The 15,276-nt window shown below is 62.0% G+C and carries 15 protein-coding genes and 1 tRNA gene; 4 read left to right on the top strand and 12 right to left on the bottom strand.

Features of this window, described 5'->3' with window-relative positions; translation table 11 throughout:
• Positions 1-8: 8 nt before the first annotated feature.
• From AF337_RS25165 to AF337_RS25155, 3 genes are all read right to left on the bottom strand, one after another.
• Positions 9-93, bottom strand: a tRNA-Leu gene (locus AF337_RS25165).
• Between the two features lie 153 nt (positions 94-246).
• The gene (locus AF337_RS25160) at positions 247-837 is read right to left on the bottom strand and encodes a GDYXXLXY domain-containing protein (protein WP_049734278.1); all 591 of its coding nucleotides are present in this window, start codon (positions 835-837) and stop codon (positions 247-249) included.
• Positions 834-1,937, bottom strand: a complete 1,104-nt coding sequence (locus AF337_RS25155) for a DUF2157 domain-containing protein (protein ID WP_049734277.1) — start codon at positions 1,935-1,937, stop codon at positions 834-836. The genes AF337_RS25160 and AF337_RS25155 overlap by 4 nt, the downstream gene beginning before the upstream one ends.
• Before the next feature lie 869 nt (positions 1,938-2,806).
• On the opposite strand from AF337_RS25155, the gene AF337_RS40805 reads away from it, so the two are divergent.
• The 3 genes from AF337_RS40805 to trmFO all read left to right on the top strand — a co-directional run bounded on the left by AF337_RS40805 (position 2,807) and on the right by trmFO (position 4,952).
• Entirely contained in the window at positions 2,807-2,953 is a 147-nt protein-coding gene (locus AF337_RS40805; RefSeq protein ID WP_003558908.1) for a DUF1127 domain-containing protein, read from the top strand.
• A gap of 302 nt (positions 2,954-3,255) precedes the next feature.
• On the top strand, positions 3,256-3,399 hold the full coding sequence (locus AF337_RS40800) for a DUF1127 domain-containing protein (RefSeq protein WP_003573524.1): 144 nt from the start codon (positions 3,256-3,258) through the stop codon (positions 3,397-3,399).
• A gap of 119 nt (positions 3,400-3,518) precedes the next feature.
• The gene (trmFO, locus tag AF337_RS25145; RefSeq protein ID WP_049734275.1) at positions 3,519-4,952 is read left to right on the top strand and encodes a methylenetetrahydrofolate--tRNA-(uracil(54)-C(5))-methyltransferase (FADH(2)-oxidizing) TrmFO; all 1,434 of its coding nucleotides are present in this window, start codon (positions 3,519-3,521) and stop codon (positions 4,950-4,952) included.
• 15 nt (positions 4,953-4,967) lie between these two features.
• On the opposite strand, the gene AF337_RS25140 is transcribed toward trmFO, so the two are convergent.
• The 5 genes from AF337_RS25140 to yajC form a co-directional block, all read right to left on the bottom strand.
• On the bottom strand, positions 4,968-5,435 hold the full coding sequence (locus AF337_RS25140) for a hypothetical protein (protein ID WP_049734274.1): 468 nt from the start codon (positions 5,433-5,435) through the stop codon (positions 4,968-4,970).
• Between the two features lie 73 nt (positions 5,436-5,508).
• Positions 5,509-6,366, bottom strand: coding sequence for a phytoene/squalene synthase family protein (locus AF337_RS25135; RefSeq protein WP_049734273.1), 858 nt, complete (start codon positions 6,364-6,366; stop codon positions 5,509-5,511).
• 2 nt (positions 6,367-6,368) lie between these two features.
• A complete protein-coding gene (locus AF337_RS25130) occupies positions 6,369-6,755 on the bottom strand; it encodes an Mth938-like domain-containing protein (RefSeq protein WP_003573530.1) in 387 nt (128 codons plus the stop codon).
• Positions 6,756-6,758: 3 nt separating this feature from the next.
• Positions 6,759-9,299 carry a protein translocase subunit SecDF gene (gene secDF / locus AF337_RS25125; protein ID WP_049734272.1) on the bottom strand — a complete coding sequence of 847 codons (2,541 nt, stop codon included), beginning with the start codon at positions 9,297-9,299 and terminating at the stop codon, positions 6,759-6,761.
• Between the two features lie 42 nt (positions 9,300-9,341).
• Positions 9,342-9,689 (bottom strand): preprotein translocase subunit YajC, encoded by a 348-nt coding sequence (gene yajC, locus AF337_RS25120; protein ID WP_003573534.1) that lies wholly within the window; start codon positions 9,687-9,689, stop codon positions 9,342-9,344.
• 203 nt (positions 9,690-9,892) lie between these two features.
• Here yajC and AF337_RS25115 point away from each other — a divergent pair, with 203 nt between their 5' ends.
• A complete protein-coding gene (locus AF337_RS25115) occupies positions 9,893-10,765 on the top strand; it encodes an ATP-binding protein (protein ID WP_049734271.1) in 873 nt (290 codons plus the stop codon).
• Between the two features lie 54 nt (positions 10,766-10,819).
• Here AF337_RS25115 and AF337_RS25110 read toward each other — a convergent pair whose 3' ends face one another.
• The 4 genes from AF337_RS25110 to serS form a co-directional block, all read right to left on the bottom strand.
• Entirely contained in the window at positions 10,820-12,412 is a 1,593-nt protein-coding gene (locus tag AF337_RS25110; protein WP_049734270.1) for a peptidoglycan DD-metalloendopeptidase family protein, read from the bottom strand.
• A 139-nt stretch (positions 12,413-12,551) separates the two neighbouring features.
• Positions 12,552-13,205 (bottom strand): protein-L-isoaspartate(D-aspartate) O-methyltransferase, encoded by a 654-nt coding sequence (locus tag AF337_RS25105; protein WP_049734269.1) that lies wholly within the window; start codon positions 13,203-13,205, stop codon positions 12,552-12,554.
• Positions 13,202-13,975, bottom strand: a complete 774-nt coding sequence (surE, locus tag AF337_RS25100; protein ID WP_049734268.1) for a 5'/3'-nucleotidase SurE — start codon at positions 13,973-13,975, stop codon at positions 13,202-13,204. The genes AF337_RS25105 and surE overlap by 4 nt, the downstream gene beginning before the upstream one ends.
• Positions 13,976-13,979: 4 nt before the next feature.
• Positions 13,980-15,263, bottom strand: a complete 1,284-nt coding sequence (gene serS, locus AF337_RS25095) for a serine--tRNA ligase (protein ID WP_049734267.1) — start codon at positions 15,261-15,263, stop codon at positions 13,980-13,982.
• Positions 15,264-15,276 lie beyond the last annotated feature (13 nt).

Here is a 15,276-nt window from a genome sequence, read left to right as displayed (position 1 = left end):
AAACAGCCTGGTGCGGGTAGAGAGACTTGAACTCCCACGCCTTGCGGCACCAGAACCTAAATCTGGCGTGTCTACCAATTTCACCATACCCGCGTCCACAGAACCGCATGCCTATGCCTGCGCATGAGGCCTTCCGGAGCGCGGCGTCTCTATATCACCCGATTTGGTCGAGGCAAAGGAAAAATGAACGGCAAATGACAGGGGATTTGCGGCCCGCAGGCCGGCCTCTTCCGAGCTGCCGCCGGATCAGTAGAGCGGCTCGTCGTAAACCGGCTTGCCGTCGACGACTAGGCTGCGGATCTGCGCGCTGCCGGCCGGCGAGACACGCACTGAAATGGCGACATTGCCATTATTGCGGGCCTCCTCGATTGGCTTGCCCTCGCCCTCGGGAACATAATAGCGCTCGATGCCATATTCGACACGGATGCTGTCGCCGGCAGCAAATCCGCCACCGTAGAATGGCTGGCTGCGCAGGATCACGGTCTCCGGCAGTGGCGGCAGTTGGTGAAACGACGATTCGGCCACTGTCCAGAAACCGTCCTCCTGCTTCTTCAACCGAACCCATAGAGTGCGCTCGCCGGGCTCTGCCGGGATACCGCCGGACACCGTCTGCACCGGCACCGAGGAAATATCATAGTTCAAGACGACATAATCGCCGCGCAGAAAATCGCGCGGATCGACAGGCGCCGTCTTCAGCAGCACCTCGGCGCCATTGTTGAGGATCGATGCCCGGCTCTGGATGATCGTGCCGAGGATCACGGTCTGCAGGCCGGCGACGATGATTGCCGAAAACAGATAGCCCCTGCCGGACTGCAGCCTTGCCATCAGCGAGTTCATGCGCGCTCCCCCTGTGCATTGGCCGAAAAGCGCCGTTCGAGACGAATGACGATCCACGCAACCAGCGCGACGAAGAGACCCGAGAAGAGAAAGAGGCTCGACGTGCCGAGGATCGATCCGACAGTCACGGAGGCGAGATAAAGCATCTCGGCGGCAAAGGTCGTATAAGCGAGATAACGCACCGCGCCGTTGTCCCTGCCATGCAGAGCGATCGCCAGCACCGAAGCGCCAAGCGTCGCCACCCCGAGCACCACCAGCCGCCAGCCGTCCTCGATCTCGATATGCAGCAGCAGGAAGCCGATCGCAGCGACGAGGAAGCTGTAGAAGGCCGGGGCCGCACCGGCGCTCCTGACCAGGGAGGCAACAGGCCGGGTTGGCAACGCCGTCAGGACAAAGGCCGCCATGCCGCCGATTGCGAAGGCGAGCGCCACGGCAATCTCCTCATAAAGCGCATAGAGCCAGGCAAGCCAGCCGATCAGCAGCAGATAGGCGAGATGGCGGGCCCGCTCGGCGCCGGTATACCGCACCAGCGCGATGACGATCGCCGCCATGACGGGCGCCATCCAGGGATCGAGCCCGATCCAATGGCTGTCGTAATTCTCGAGATAAACGGCAAAGGACGCCCAGGAGAGGAAGCCGGCGACGACGGCAACCGCGCCCGAACGGAACAGGATGGCCGAGATCGTCGCGATGGCGAACCACAGATACATCACCGTCTGCTCGTCGCCGGAGAGATGATACATCTGCCCAACCAGCGAAATGGCGCCGCCGAAGCTCATCGCACCGATGATCAGCAGGCCGCTTGCCGCCGCCCTCGCGCCGCGGGCGAGCATCCGGGCGGCGGCGATGTGCACCACCCAGATCAGGGCCAGGATGGCGCCGACGCGGACGAGGCGCGGAATGGCCTCCCAGTTGGAGGCGACGACCAGCAGGATGGCGGCTGCCAGCAGCAGCGCCGCCAGCGCCATCAGCACCCTGCCGAGGCTGAAGCTTGCCGGGCGGCTGTCATATTCGGCGAGAAGCGCACCTGCCGTTTCCTGCCCCAGCAGGCCCTTGCCCACCCAGAGCGAGAGATCCCGCTCCAATCTGCCGCGATACATGCTCCACCCCTCATTTCCGCAATGCCGACTGCGGCGCTGCGGCCTATGCCGTTATAGACTCAGCATGGGGCTTCGCAAACGCCCCTGCGACAAAATACAACTTCCTCATTGGTCTAACTTGTATCGCGCGTTAACTGGCCGATAACGCCAGAAGCGCTAATATAAGCATATGGACGGAGAGGTATGCACCCACTGCAAACCACTCATGAAATTATTGCACTGCAAAATAATCATTAGTCATACTATTTATAAAGACATCGAAGCACGGGGATGGCGCCCCTGCCCGGCTCTGCCGGACGCCCTCGGATCTCTTTGTCCCTGACGATATTCGTAGCTGCGCACTCCTCCTCCCAGCGCGCTATGATAGGCTGGCAACACTCCTCCTCCCAGTTGCCAGTCACCATAATGCGCCCGCCGGATCCTCCCCCGGTGGGCGTTTTTGTTGAGCAACAATGCAATTGAAGCATTGGCGACCCAGGTTTTCCGCCGCTTGGCGCCGTCGTGCCGCACTGCTGTCACACCGCTCCCGCCGACGCTGCGGACAAGCGGGCGGCTTTCAATGCGAGCGAAATGCCTCGGTGGAGCGGATGCACGGGCAGAACCGCCGGAGGGAGAAGCCTTTTTGAGCAGCGGCACCTGTTTCGAGCACCTAGCCAGATTGATCCCTTTAAAATCATTCTGCCTATTCGTTGACCAAAAAGCGGCGAGCCTGCGTCAAATACCCCCAAAGCATTGCATCAGTCGCATAGGTGATCTGAAAACTTGGCTGTTTTAGTCTTTTGCGCCGCAACATATATTCCGGTCATCAAATAGAGGTCAGCGCCGATCGGTGGCTGCTGGCAGATGAAACCCTCAGAAAGGGGCTTAACATGAATTTCTCTCGCTCTTTCAATAACTGGCGCAAGTATCGTCAGACGGTCACGGAACTTGGCCGCATGACCAACCGCGAATTGCACGATCTCGGCATCGACCGTTCGGACATCCATCGCGTTGCCCGTGAGGCTTCTGCCCGCTAATTCCAGGCGATCCGCTGCTCCTCCCAAGCAGGATCGTCCTCGGTTGAAACGCCCGCTGTACCCACAGCGGGCGTTTTCTTTTGTCTGCATACAGCTGCCGCGGCGGTTGCATGTTTTCCCGGCTCGTTAGCCCGCTTAAAAAATATTCACCGCTTAATTGGCGGGCATCACATTGCACAATTGCATGGCAGACGCCAATTATTTGCACTGCACAATAAGACGGTTCTCGCCTATATAAACATCAACCGCAGAGAGATAGGCGATCCCGCCATCCAGCGGACATATGTTTGAGGAAAAAGACAATGAACCCGATCCGCATTGCAAAAAGCTGGCTCAGCTACCGCCGTACGCTCAACGAACTCGGCGGCCTTTCGAACCAGACCCTGTCCGATATCGGCGTCAGCCGTTACGACATCCGCAATATCGCATCCCGCTCGTTTCGCTAATTAGCCGGCCGTTAACGGCCCGCTAGTAGCGAGCGTGATGCTCCCAAGACGGCGCCGCAAGGCGCCGTTTTTGATTCCGGGGTGTTGGATCGCACCTGCCGACATGATATCAGCCCGGGATGAACACGATCTCTTCCTATTCCCCCATCCACGTCGTCGGCGGCGGGCTCGCCGGCTCGGAAGCCGCCTGGCAGATCGCCAGTTCCGGCGTCCCCGTTATCCTGCATGAAATGCGCGGGGTACGCGGCACGGATGCGCATAAAACAGACGGCCTTGCCGAACTGGTCTGCTCCAATTCCTTCCGCTCCGACGATGCGACCAGCAACGCCGTCGGCGTCATCCATGCCGAGATGCGCATGGCTGGCTCGCTGATCATGGCCACTGCCGACCGGCATCAGGTTCCGGCCGGTGGCGCGCTCGCCGTCGATCGCGACGGCTTCTCCGAAGCGGTGACCAAGGCAATCGATGACCACCCGCTCATCACCGTCGTACGCGAGGAAATCACCGGCCTGCCGCCTGCTGACTGGGATCTTGCCATCGTCGCCACCGGGCCGCTGACGGCGCCGTCGCTCGCAAGCGCCATCCAGGCGGAAACCGGCAAGGATTCGCTCGCCTTCTTCGACGCCATCGCGCCGATCGTCTACCGCGAAAGCATCGACATGGATATCTGCTGGTACCAGTCGCGCTACGACAAGGTCGGCCCCGGCGGCACCGGCAAGGATTACATCAATTGCCCGATGGACGAGGCGCAGTACAATGCCTTCGTCGACGCGCTGATATCGGGTGACGCAGTCGGTTTCAAGGAATGGGAAGGCACGCCTTATTTCGACGGCTGCCTGCCGATCGAGGTCATGGCCGAACGCGGCCGCGAGACGCTGCGTCACGGACCGATGAAGCCGATGGGGCTGACCAACGCGCATAACCCGACGGTCAAGGCCTATGCCGTCGTTCAGCTGCGCCAGGACAATGCGCTCGGCACGCTCTACAATATGGTCGGCTTCCAGACGAAGCTGAAATATGGCGCGCAGGCGGAAATCTTCCGGATGATCCCGGGGCTGGAAAATGCGGAATTCGCCCGCCTCGGCGGCCTGCACCGCAACACCTATATCAACTCCCCCACTTTGCTCGACCCGTCGCTAACCTTGAAATCGCGGCCAGGCCTGCGTTTTGCCGGCCAGATCACCGGCTGTGAGGGTTATGTGGAAAGCGCCAGCGTCGGGCTGATGGCCGGCCGTTTCGCCGCCGCCGAACGCAAGGGCGAGGCAATCTCGCTGCCGCCGGCAACGACGGCGCTCGGCGCGCTGCTCGGCCATATTACCGGCGGACATATCGTCACCGACGAGGAGCCGGGCAAACGCTCGTTTCAGCCGATGAACATCAATTTCGGGCTGTTTCCGGAGCTCCAGCCCGGTTCGATCGTCAAGCCCGAAGGCGTCAAGCGTTTCCGCGGCAAGGACAAGACGATCATGAAACGGCAGCTGATCGCGCGGCGCGCCCTTACAGACTGCGCCGCCTGGCTCGGCCAGACTTCGCCATTTGCCGAAAGCGCCTGATCGATCGCGTCTGATCTACTGCTTGTTCGCCGCCGCAATATTGCCGGACGGCAGGTCCCTATCCGGCGCGGCGATGTAGTTGCCGAGCAGCCAGAGCGCGACCTCCGAGGACTCTTTGGCGGAAGCGAATTCGAAATCGCCATTGTGATGGGGCGCATCGAGGAAATTGATCACCAGGCCCCTGCCCGTTGGCGAGCTGACGACGCGCACGCGGCCCGGCTCGATCAGATGGCAGGCGAAATGGCGCGACATGTTACGCATGAAGCCGGCCTTGTTGTCATGCAGGCGCACGAAGATCGCCTGGCCGTTCTCGGTCGCCTGCAGCTGGCGGATCGCCTCGTTCGGAAAGGCACGGCCGAACTCGATGATGGCGAGGCCCGTGTCATGCAGGCCATCTTCCTTGTTCTGCGCGGCCATACGCGTTGCCACGAAGGCAAAGAAGATGACGATGGCGAAAAGAACGCACCAGACGATAATGCCCACGCCGAGTCTCCGATCAAAGCAGTAGTGGTTCAAGCCTTGTAACGCGTGAGACTTGCGCGAGTTTGACCGGTCGTCAGATTTTTCTGCGGACTGAGGAGAGCGCCATACTCAGCTGGCGGCGCCATTGCGGCGGCTGCAGCGGCCGGTCGAACAGGACGGCGCCATGCTTCTGCGCCTTGACGAGCACCGGTTCGGCAAGCGTCGCAGGCAGGAAGGCTGAAAAGACCGCCGGCGCGATTGGGCCTGCCGCCCTCGCCTTTGCCAGATGTTCGCGGCCGAGGCCGGCGAAGGCCTCGATGGCGGCGGCGATGCGCGGCCTGTCTTCACCAGCGAGGAAGGCATCGCGGTCAAGACCGGTGGCGGTAAGGATCTGCAGCGGAATATAGACCTGGCCGCGGCGGCGATGCAGCGGCATCAGCAGCAACAGGCCGGCGACCGCCTGGGCCACACCGGCATGACCGGCCGCGTTCGCCGATCGTGCAGCCTCTTCAGGCGACAGCACGAGGCTTGCAAGCTGGATCAAGGCCGATGCCGTCTCGCCGGCATAACCTTCGAGCGAGAGACGCGTTTCCATCGGATCGTCATAGAGATCGAAGGTGCGGGCCTCGATCATGTCGATCAGCGTCTTGCGCGGCAGGCGATGGGTTTCGATTGCCATCAGAAGTGCTGAAGCGACCGGGTTGGCCGCAGTCGATCCATGGGCGCTGCCTTCCAGCAGGTCGCGCCAGTATTGCAGCCGCACCTCGCCGGGCAACGGCTCGTGCACCAGATCCCGGACGCGGGCCAATTCGGCATTGAAGGCGTATAGAGTTGCAAGCGCGCCGCGCTTTTCCTCCGGCGACAGCAGGCAGGCAAGGTAGCGGTCGCGATCGCTGTCACGCAGCATCGCCAGGCAGATCTCCTGGTTCGTCGCCGTCTTCGCTTCACTCATCGTCAGACCGCAATCAGTGCCGCGGCGACGGCGCGCTGCTCGGCAAGCATGATATTGAAGGTGCGTACCGCCGCACCCGTGCTCATCGGATCGGAGGCGATGCCGCGCGATTTCAGCGCCTGCTTCAACTCCTCCGGCAGACGGCGCAGTTCGGTTCCGGTTCCAACCAGCAGAACCTCGATATCATCAGCCTCATCAAGCACGCGGCGGAAATTTTCGGGCGAAAGCGGTTTCGACATGTCCATATCCCAGCCATGAATGCCGGAAGGAAGGCAAAGGATCGAGCCGCGATGCGACATATCGGCAAAGCGGAAGCCGCCATTGCCGTAAGTATCGATCGGCGCGCGCCCAGGGAAATGGGCGGCGCGGATTTCTATGCCTTTTGCCATGTTTCAAACCACCGTGCCGGATTTTACACCAGCATCCGTTTTGTTGCTCTCTTCCCCGTCGGGGCTCTCCGGCCGCAGCCGGAAGACGATCAGCACAGGAGCGGCGATATAGATCGAAGAGAAGGTGCCGAGAGCGACGCCGAAGAGCATCGTAAAGGTGAAGGAGCGGATGACCTCGCCCCCGAAAATATAGAGCGCGAGCAAGGCGAGCAGCGTCGTGGCCGCGGTCAGAATGGTGCGCGACAGCGTCTGGTTGATCGAGGCGTCGATCAGGATCGGCAGCGGCATCTTCCGATATCGCGTCAGATTCTCGCGCATCCGGTCATAGACCACGACCGTGTCGTTCAGGGAATAGCCGACAACGGTCAGCACGGCTGCGACGCTCGTCAGGTTGAATTCCATACCGGTGAGAACGAAGAGACCGAGCATGATGATGACGTCGTGCAGCGTCGCGACGATGGCGCCGACCGCAAACTGCCATTTGAAGCGGATCCAGATGTAGATCAGAATCGCCGCCAGCGCTGCCAACACGCCGAGCGTCGCCATCATCGTCAATTCGCCAGAGATGGCGGGACCGACGACCTCGACGCGGCGAAAATCATAATCGCCTTCAAGTTCGCCGCGCACCAGCGTCGCCGCCGACTGCTCGGCATTCTCGCCGCCGCCCTGCGAGGCGATGCGGATGCGCGCATTCGACGGTCCGCCGGCGCGCTCGACGCTGACCGCGCCGAGGTTGAGATCGTTGAGGCGTGATTGAAGATCGGTAAGGTCGGCATTGCCCTGTTTCGCCGTCACCTCGATGAGCGAGCCGCCGGCGAAATCGATGCCGAGACGCAGGCCGGCGGTGGCAAAGGCGGCCATGGCGATCAGTGAGATGATTGCCGACGCCGTAAAGACGTACCGACGGATGCCCATGAAACGGATGTTGGCGTGTTCGAAAAGATGGGTCAGAACGCTCTTCGGCAGATGCCGGGGATGGCGCCCTTTCAGCCAGGCGGCAACGATCGAGCGCGTCAGCGTGAAAGCCGTGAAGACGGTGGTCAGGATGCCGACCGCTAGTGTCACTGCGAAACCGCGGATGGATTCGCTGCCGAGGAAAAAGAGGATGATGGCGGCGATGAAGATCGTGACATTTGCGTCGACGATTGTTGCGAAGGCACGCGAGAAACCACGGCCGACGGCCTCCGCAAAGGAATGGGCGGTTTTCTCCTCTTCACGGATGCGCTCGTAGATCAGAACGTTGGAGTCGACCGCCATGCCGACGATGAGCACGATGCCGGCGATCCCGGGCAAGGTGAGCGTCGCGCCGGCAAGGCTGAGCACCGCGATGATGAGGATGAGGTTGAAGACGAGCGAGACGACGGCGATGACGCCGAGAATGCGGTAGAGCGCGATCATCAATGCCGCGACCAGCACGACGGCGACGAGACCGGCAATGAGGCCGGAGAAGATGGAGTCGGCGCCGAATCTCGGGCTGACGCTGCGTTCCTCGACGCTCGTCAGCGTCGCCGGCAGGGCGCCGGCGCGCAGCATGATCGCAAGGTCGCGAACGCCATCCTCGGAGAAGTTCGCCGAAATCGTACCCTCGCCGCCGGTGATCGCCGCATCGATGCTTGGCGCCGACATCACCTGGTCGTCGAAGACGATGGCAAGGTTCTTGCCGATATTCTGCCCCGTCACCTCGGCCAGCCGCCGCGTGCCTTCGGCATCGAGGCGGTAGGCAATCGAGCTATCCTGCGTCTGCGGATCGACGACGGGCTCGATATCGACCATGTTGCTGCCGGCAACGAAAGCCGTGCGGTCGACGAGATAGGGTACCGGCGGATCGTCGAGCGAATAGAGCACCTGCGATGTCGCCGGCCAGCGGCCGTTCAGCGCCTCCTGCCCCGACATGCTTGGGTCGATCAGATGAAAGGAAAGCTTGGCCGGCTGGTTCAGCAGGTTCTTCAGCCGTTCGGCATCGACCGATCCCAGCACCTGGACAACGATCCGGTCGGCGCCGTCGGGGCGAACGAGGAAATTCTCATAGCCGAATCCGGCGATGCGGCGGCTGACGATATCGAGCGACCGGGTCCGGGCGGCGGCGACGTCGGCGGTGATGCCGGCATCGGAAATCTGCAGCGAGAGCTGCCCCTCTTCGCCTTGCTGTAGCGTGACGCCAGGTCCGGAGGGTTCGCCGGCCGCCGTCAGGGCCTTGAGGAGACCGACTGCCTTCTGGGTCTCAGCCGGATCGGTGATCCGGACGGTGACTGTCTGGTCGTTGCCGGTCAGCCCGGTATAGCGGATGCCGGCGCCGCGCAGCGCTGTGCGCACATTGGCGACCGCCTCTTCAAGACGGTCCTTGACGATATCGGAACGTTCGACCTTCAGGACGATGTGCGAGCCGCCCTGCAGATCGAGACCGAGCGTCACGCGATTGTGCCGCAGCCAGTCCGGCAGAGAGGAACGCTGCGCTTCGCTCAGCAGATTGGGCGCAGCGATGACGATGGCCGCAAACGCGGCCAGCCAGATCAGAAGTGTTTTCCAACGGGAAAAATGCAACATTCTCTCGACGATCTTCCGATCCGGCGGCTGAGTTATCGCTTGTTATGCTGCGTCGGCCTTGACGGGCTCACCCTTGACGCGCACATCCGAAATACCGCTGCGGACGATGCGCACACGAACGCCATCGGCGATCTCGACTTCGACTTCCTTATCGTCGATGACCTTGGTGACCTTGCCGACGAGACCGCCACCGGTGACGACCTGATCGCCGCGGCGAATCGCCTTCAGAGTTTCCTCACGCTTCTTGGCCTGTGCGCGCTGCGGACGGATCAGCAGGAAGTACCAGACGACCATCAGCGGCACGAACAGGATGATCATTTCGAAACCGGAGCCGCCGAAACCGGTTGCGGTATCGGTCGCACTCTGGGCGAATGCCGGGGTGATGAACATGCTAAACTCCTCAGGCTGGGCGGCGGAACTCCGCCTGTTTTTTCAGGTTGCCGGACTATAGTTGCCGCTTCGATGAATGCAACAGAAACAGCCGGAAACAGTACCGATTCCGCTGCCTCATAACCTTTCCGCCGTCAAAACGCCATGCTACCCCGCACCGAAAGATAAAGCGGATTGCCGCGGCAAGAAATCAGGAGCTTGCGATGACCGAGGAAATCAACATTGCCCTGCTGGCCGAGCTGAAGCGGCTTGCAAATGCCGTCGAGCGCCTTGCCGGGCCACCGCCTGCCGTCAACGATTGGGATGCCGCCGACTGTTTCGTCTGGGCGCCATCGCGCCAGCATCTGCAGCCGGTGAACAAGCCGAACCGGGTGGCGCTGAAACTCATCCGCGGCGTCGATCATGTGCGCGACATCCTGCATGAGAATACGGTGCGGTTCGCCGAGGGTTATGCCGCCAACAACGTGCTGCTCTGGGGCGCGCGCGGCATGGGAAAATCCTCGCTCGTCAAAGCCGTGCACGAGGATGTCAGGCGTGAGAGCGGCGTCGCGCTGAAGCTCGTCGAAGTTCATCGCGAGGATATCGCCAGCCTCCCCACCCTGCTCGACCTCCTGAAGGACACGCCGTACCGCGTTATCGTCTTCTGCGACGATCTCTCCTTCGACCACGACGACACCGCCTACAAGTCGCTGAAGGCGGCACTCGACGGCGGCGTCGAAGGGCGGCCGGACAATGTGCTTTTCTACGCCACCTCGAACCGGCGCCATCTGCTGCCGCGCCACATGATGGAAAACGAGCAGTCGACGGCGATCAATCCGTCGGAGGCCGTCGAAGAGAAGGTTTCGCTCTCCGACCGCTTCGGCCTCTGGCTTGGTTTCCATAAATGCAGCCAGGAAGATTATCTCGGCATGATCGACGGCTATGCCGATCATTTCAAGCTCAGGCTCGACCGCACCAAGATGCATGCCGAGGCGCTCGAATGGGCCACGACGCGCGGCGCGCGCTCCGGCCGCGTCGCCTGGCAGTATATTCAGGACCTGGCCGGACGCATGCGGGTCCATATCGATAGAGCCTGAAATAACAAAAGCCCGGCGAGTGGCCGGGCTTTTGCGCTTCCTGGGACGCTGTACCTATTCCAGGAAAGTCATCGGGTTGACCGGGGATGCGTCCTTGCGCACCTCGAAATGGACCTGCGGCTGCTTGACGTCGCCGCTCATGCCGGAGACGGCGACGGTCTGGCCACGCTGGATCTTCTGGCCGCGGGCGACGCTCAGCGTATCGGCATTGCCGTAGACGGTGACGGTGCCGTCATCGTGACGGACGAGAACCGTGTTGCCGAGCTCCTTCAGGCCGTTGCCGGCATAGATGACGACGCCGTTTTCGGCAGCCTTGATCGGCGTCCCCTGCGGCACCGAGATGTCGATGCCGTCATTGCGGTTGCCGTTGACGTTGGCGCCGTATGAAGCAATGACCTGGCCGCGGACCGGCCAGCGATACTTGCCGATGCCGGTCGATTCCGGTGCGGCCGAGCTGACGTCGGACTTCTTCTCGACATCGTCGACCGTCTGGGTGGCGGCCGGCGCCTTGTAGGGCGCGGGCTCAACGGAGGCCGTCTGCTGGACGGGCGCCGTCTGAGCCGGCTTCGGATCGACCTTCTGGGGCTGGATCGACGCTGTCTTGATAGTGTCGGCAGCGCCGTTCGGAATCTTCAGCGCCTGACCGATCCGGACCGAGCTGGCCGACAGGTTGTTGGCGGCCTTGAGATCGTCGATATTGGTGCCGGTCGCCTTGGCGATCTTTGCCAGCGAATCCCCTTGCTTGACGACATAGGTGCCGGCAGGCGCTTTCGGATCCTTGCCGGCGCCGGCCGGAAGCTTGCCGGTGGCATCGGCACTCGCCATGGTCTTGTCGCGGGCGGAATTGGCGCCGGGAACGACGGCGACGTTCTGCTCGGGCGCCTTCACCGGTTCCGGCATCTTGCCGGGCTTGGAGAGGTCAGCTGCCTGCGACGCCGCCTTGGCGGCATTACCGCCATTGAAGGTCGGGATCAGGATCGCCTGACCGGGCGTGGCGGCGGAAGCTGTCTTCAGATTGTTGACGCGCAGGATTTCCTTTTCCGGAACACCGAAGCGCCTGGAGAGAGTAGCAATGCTTTCACCCGGACGCAGCGTCACCGAAGGAGCATTGGTTCCGGTCCAGCCGGAAACCTTCGGCGTTGTGCCCGTCGTCAGCGTATCCGGCGTCAGCTTCGGCGCAGCCGGGGCCACCAATCGGTTTTTTTCCGCCTTGGGCGCGGAAGGGAAAGGCTGGGCGAGCGCGACTTCCTTTTCCCGCTGCCGAGATGGCGCTACCGCCGTCGGAGCCGAAAGTTCCGAACGCTGCACCGCAACCGGCGCCGAGGCCATACGGGCGTTCGACGTGCGGACCGGATCATAACTCGGGTTCGACGGATAAGGCTGGTTCAGTGCGCCATTGCCGCCACCATAGCCCGACTGGCTGGCAACGGCGGAGCCGCCGAGATCGGCGCGCGGCACCGGATCACCCTGAGCCCCGCCCCTGCGCGGAATGGAACTTGTGGTGATCTGATCCTGCCCTGAGGAGGAAAACAAGCCGCCAAACCGTGTCACATCGGAACTGCAGCCCGTTGCGGCACTTGCCAGCAGGCTCACAACCAGAAGATTACCGGCCGACTTCCCGAACTTCGGCGAAAGACTGAAACGCATTGACTCGACCCACTGAGAACGCAACCATTTGTGAGTCTATTAAAACGCGTTAGTATTACCACGCAGTTAAGATGCTGGAATCAGTGCGATATTTTTGAGAAGTTGATAACCATAGCTTACGGGTAAAAAATCACAGCGCCTACAGCAGCGAGGCCAGGCGCGGAACGATCGGCAGATAAGGGGCTTCGAACAGTTCCTCGCGTTCGAAACGGCTGCCGGTTTTTGTCAGCCGCACCATGCGGCATTCGCTCTCGGAGATCATCAGCGGAGCGATCATCGAACCGCCGGAAACCAGCTGGTCGGTATAAAAGCGCGGCATCGCATTGAAGGCCGCCGTCACCAGGATGCGGTCGAAGGTGCCCTCCCCCTGCATGCCGGCGCTGCCATCGGCGTGGCGGATGATGACATTGCGCAGGCCAAGCGATTCCATGCGCCGCTGCGCCGCCGATGTCAGCGTCTTGTAGCGGTCGATGGACAGGACACGCTCGGCCATGCGCCCCATGACGGCGGCGGTAAAGCCACTACCGGTGCCGATTTCCAGGACGCGCTGGCCGGGTTTGAGCTTCAGGTGATGCAGGATACGGACGACAAAATCGATGCCTTCGAGGAAGGAGCCGCATTCGATTGGGATCGTCCGGCTCGAATAGGCGTCATCGGAAAATTGCGGCGGCACGAAGAGCGAGCGCTGCGTCTGCTCGACCGCCGTCAGCAGATCGAGGTCGGAGATCCCTTCGGCACGCAATCTGAGGACGAGCGCCGCAAAGCCCTCCTTCTCGGCCAGTCTTGCCGTCAAACCTGTGCTCCGTATCCCAGGGCCCGCGCCACGCGGTCCGTTACGGAATAATCGGTCAGATCCAGTTTCAAAGGCGTTACCGAAATCTTGTTATGCTTCAAGGCGTGAATATCGGTGCCTTCGATGAAGGCGCCGGCGCGTTCGCCGAACTTCAGCCAGTAATAGGGAAAGCCCCGGCCATCGGAGCGGGCATCGACCTGCAGGTTGAAGGCGAGCTTGCCCTGCATGGTCACCTCGGCGCCGTCGACATCACCGGGACGGCAGTTCGGGAAGTTGAGATTGAGGAACGTGCCCTCCGGCAGGTCCAGAACCATCAGCTTCTCCAGAAGAGCCGGGGCATGCGTCTCGCAGACCTCCCAGGGCACGATGCGCGCACCGTCCTCATAGAGATAGGCCTGGCTCAGCGCGAAGGAGCGCACACCCTGCATCGTGCCTTCGATGGCGCCGGCGATCGTGCCGGAATAGGTCACGTCGTCTGCGACGTTCGAGCCCGAATTGACGCCGGAGAGGACGAGATCGGGCTTGATGTCCATCACCTGCCGGATGCCCATGATGACGCAATCGGTCGGCGTGCCGCGCAGGGCGAAATGCTTGTCGGAAATCTTGCGCAGCCGCAAAGGCTCGGACAGGCTCAGCGAATGGGCAAGACCGCTCTGGTCGGTCTCCGGCGCCACGATCCAGACGTCGTCGGACAGCGTGCGGGCGATCCGCTCCAACGCGGCCAAGCCTTCGGCATGGATGCCGTCGTCATTCGTAAGCAGGATGCGCATCGCCTCAGGCCGCCCGTTCGATCTTGGTCAACCCGCCCATATAAGGCAGCAAAACGTCCGGAATCGTGACGGAACCGTCCTCGTTCAAATAATTTTCAAGCACGGCGATCAGGCAGCGGCCGACGGCGGTGCCGGAGCCGTTCAGCGTGTGGACGAACCTGTTGCTCTTGTCGTCCTTGCCGCGGTAACGCGCGTTCATCCGGCGGGCCTGGAAATCGCCGCAGACCGAGCAGGAGGAGATTTCACGGAAGGCGTTCTGTCCCGGCAGCCAGACTTCGAGATCGTAGGTCTTGCGCGAGCCGAAGCCCATGTCGCCGGTGCACAGCGTCAACGTGCGGAAGTGCAGGCCGAGCCGCTTCAGCACTTCTTCGGCGCAGGCGGTCATCCTTTCATGCTCGGTAATGGCGCTCTCGGCATCGGTGATCGAGACAAGCTCGCATTTCCAGAACTGGTGCTGGCGCAGCATGCCGCGGGTGTCCCGGCCGGCCGAGCCCGCTTCCGAGCGGAAGGACGGCGTCAATGCGGTGAAGCGGAGCGGCAGCTTTTCCTGGTCGAGGATTTCCTCACGCACCAGATTGGTCAGCGTCACCTCCGCCGTCGGAATGAGATAGCGGCCATCCGTCGTCTTGAAGAGATCCTCTTCGAATTTCGGCAGGTTGCCGGTGCCGAACAACGCTTCAGCGCGCACCATCAGCGGCGAGCTGACCTCGGTATAGCCGTGCTCGCGGGTGTGCAGATCGATCATGAACTGGCCGAGCGCGCGCTCGAGCCTGGCGAGCGGGCCGGTCAGAACCGTGAAACGCGAGCCGGAGAGCTTGGCGGCGCGCTCGAAATCCATATAGCCGAGTGTCTCGCCGATTTCGAAGTGTTCCTTCGGCGTGTGGTTCCAGCGCGGCTTTTCGCCGACGGTGCGGGTGACGACATTGTCATGCTCGTCTTTGCCGACCGGGACGTCTTCGAAAGGGATGTTCGGGATGCGCGAGAGCGCGTCGTTGAGTTCGGCCGTCAGTTGACGGTCCTCTTCCTCGACCGTCGGCAGCAGCGCTTTCAGCTCGGCGACCTCGGCCTTCAGCTTCTCGGCGAGCTCGCCGTTCTTCTGGGACAGCGCCGCGCCGATCTCCTTGGAGGCGAGGTTGCGACGGGACAGCAGGTCCTGCGCCTTCTGCACGGCGGAGCGGCGCTTTTCATCGAGGGCAACGAGACTTTGCGCCAGGGGCTCCGCACCGCGCTTGGCGAGGGCGGCATCGAGCGCTTCGGGATTCTCACGGATCCATTTGATATCGAGCATCGTCGTTCCAGGT

The organism is Rhizobium ecuadorense, assembly GCF_001187535.1.
In the GTDB taxonomy this organism is placed as follows: domain Bacteria; phylum Pseudomonadota; class Alphaproteobacteria; order Rhizobiales; family Rhizobiaceae; genus Rhizobium; species Rhizobium ecuadorense.
This window is presented reverse-complemented; position numbering and strand designations above follow the sequence as displayed.

What these genes read in the sequence shown, in the direction of transcription:
- AF337_RS25160 (WP_049734278.1), bottom strand. Translation starts at nt 837, where the DNA reads ATGAACTCGCTGATGGCAAGGCTGCAGTCCGGCAGGGGCTATCTGTTT.
- AF337_RS25155 (WP_049734277.1), bottom strand. Translation starts at nt 1,937, where the DNA reads ATGTATCGCGGCAGATTGGAGCGGGATCTCTCGCTCTGGGTGGGCAAG.
- AF337_RS40805 (WP_003558908.1), top strand. Translation starts at nt 2,807, where the DNA reads ATGAATTTCTCTCGCTCTTTCAATAACTGGCGCAAGTATCGTCAGACG.
- AF337_RS40800 (WP_003573524.1), top strand. Translation starts at nt 3,256, where the DNA reads ATGAACCCGATCCGCATTGCAAAAAGCTGGCTCAGCTACCGCCGTACG.
- trmFO (WP_049734275.1), top strand. Translation starts at nt 3,519, where the DNA reads ATGAACACGATCTCTTCCTATTCCCCCATCCACGTCGTCGGCGGCGGG.
- AF337_RS25135 (WP_049734273.1), bottom strand. Translation starts at nt 6,366, where the DNA reads ATGAGTGAAGCGAAGACGGCGACGAACCAGGAGATCTGCCTGGCGATG.
- AF337_RS25130 (WP_003573530.1), bottom strand. Translation starts at nt 6,755, where the DNA reads ATGGCAAAAGGCATAGAAATCCGCGCCGCCCATTTCCCTGGGCGCGCG.
- secDF (WP_049734272.1), bottom strand. Translation starts at nt 9,299, where the DNA reads ATGTTGCATTTTTCCCGTTGGAAAACACTTCTGATCTGGCTGGCCGCG.
- yajC (WP_003573534.1), bottom strand. Translation starts at nt 9,689, where the DNA reads ATGTTCATCACCCCGGCATTCGCCCAGAGTGCGACCGATACCGCAACC.
- AF337_RS25115 (WP_049734271.1), top strand. Translation starts at nt 9,893, where the DNA reads ATGACCGAGGAAATCAACATTGCCCTGCTGGCCGAGCTGAAGCGGCTT.
- AF337_RS25110 (WP_049734270.1), bottom strand. Translation starts at nt 12,412, where the DNA reads ATGCGTTTCAGTCTTTCGCCGAAGTTCGGGAAGTCGGCCGGTAATCTT.
- surE (WP_049734268.1), bottom strand. Translation starts at nt 13,975, where the DNA reads ATGCGCATCCTGCTTACGAATGACGACGGCATCCATGCCGAAGGCTTG.
- serS (WP_049734267.1), bottom strand. Translation starts at nt 15,263, where the DNA reads ATGCTCGATATCAAATGGATCCGTGAGAATCCCGAAGCGCTCGATGCC.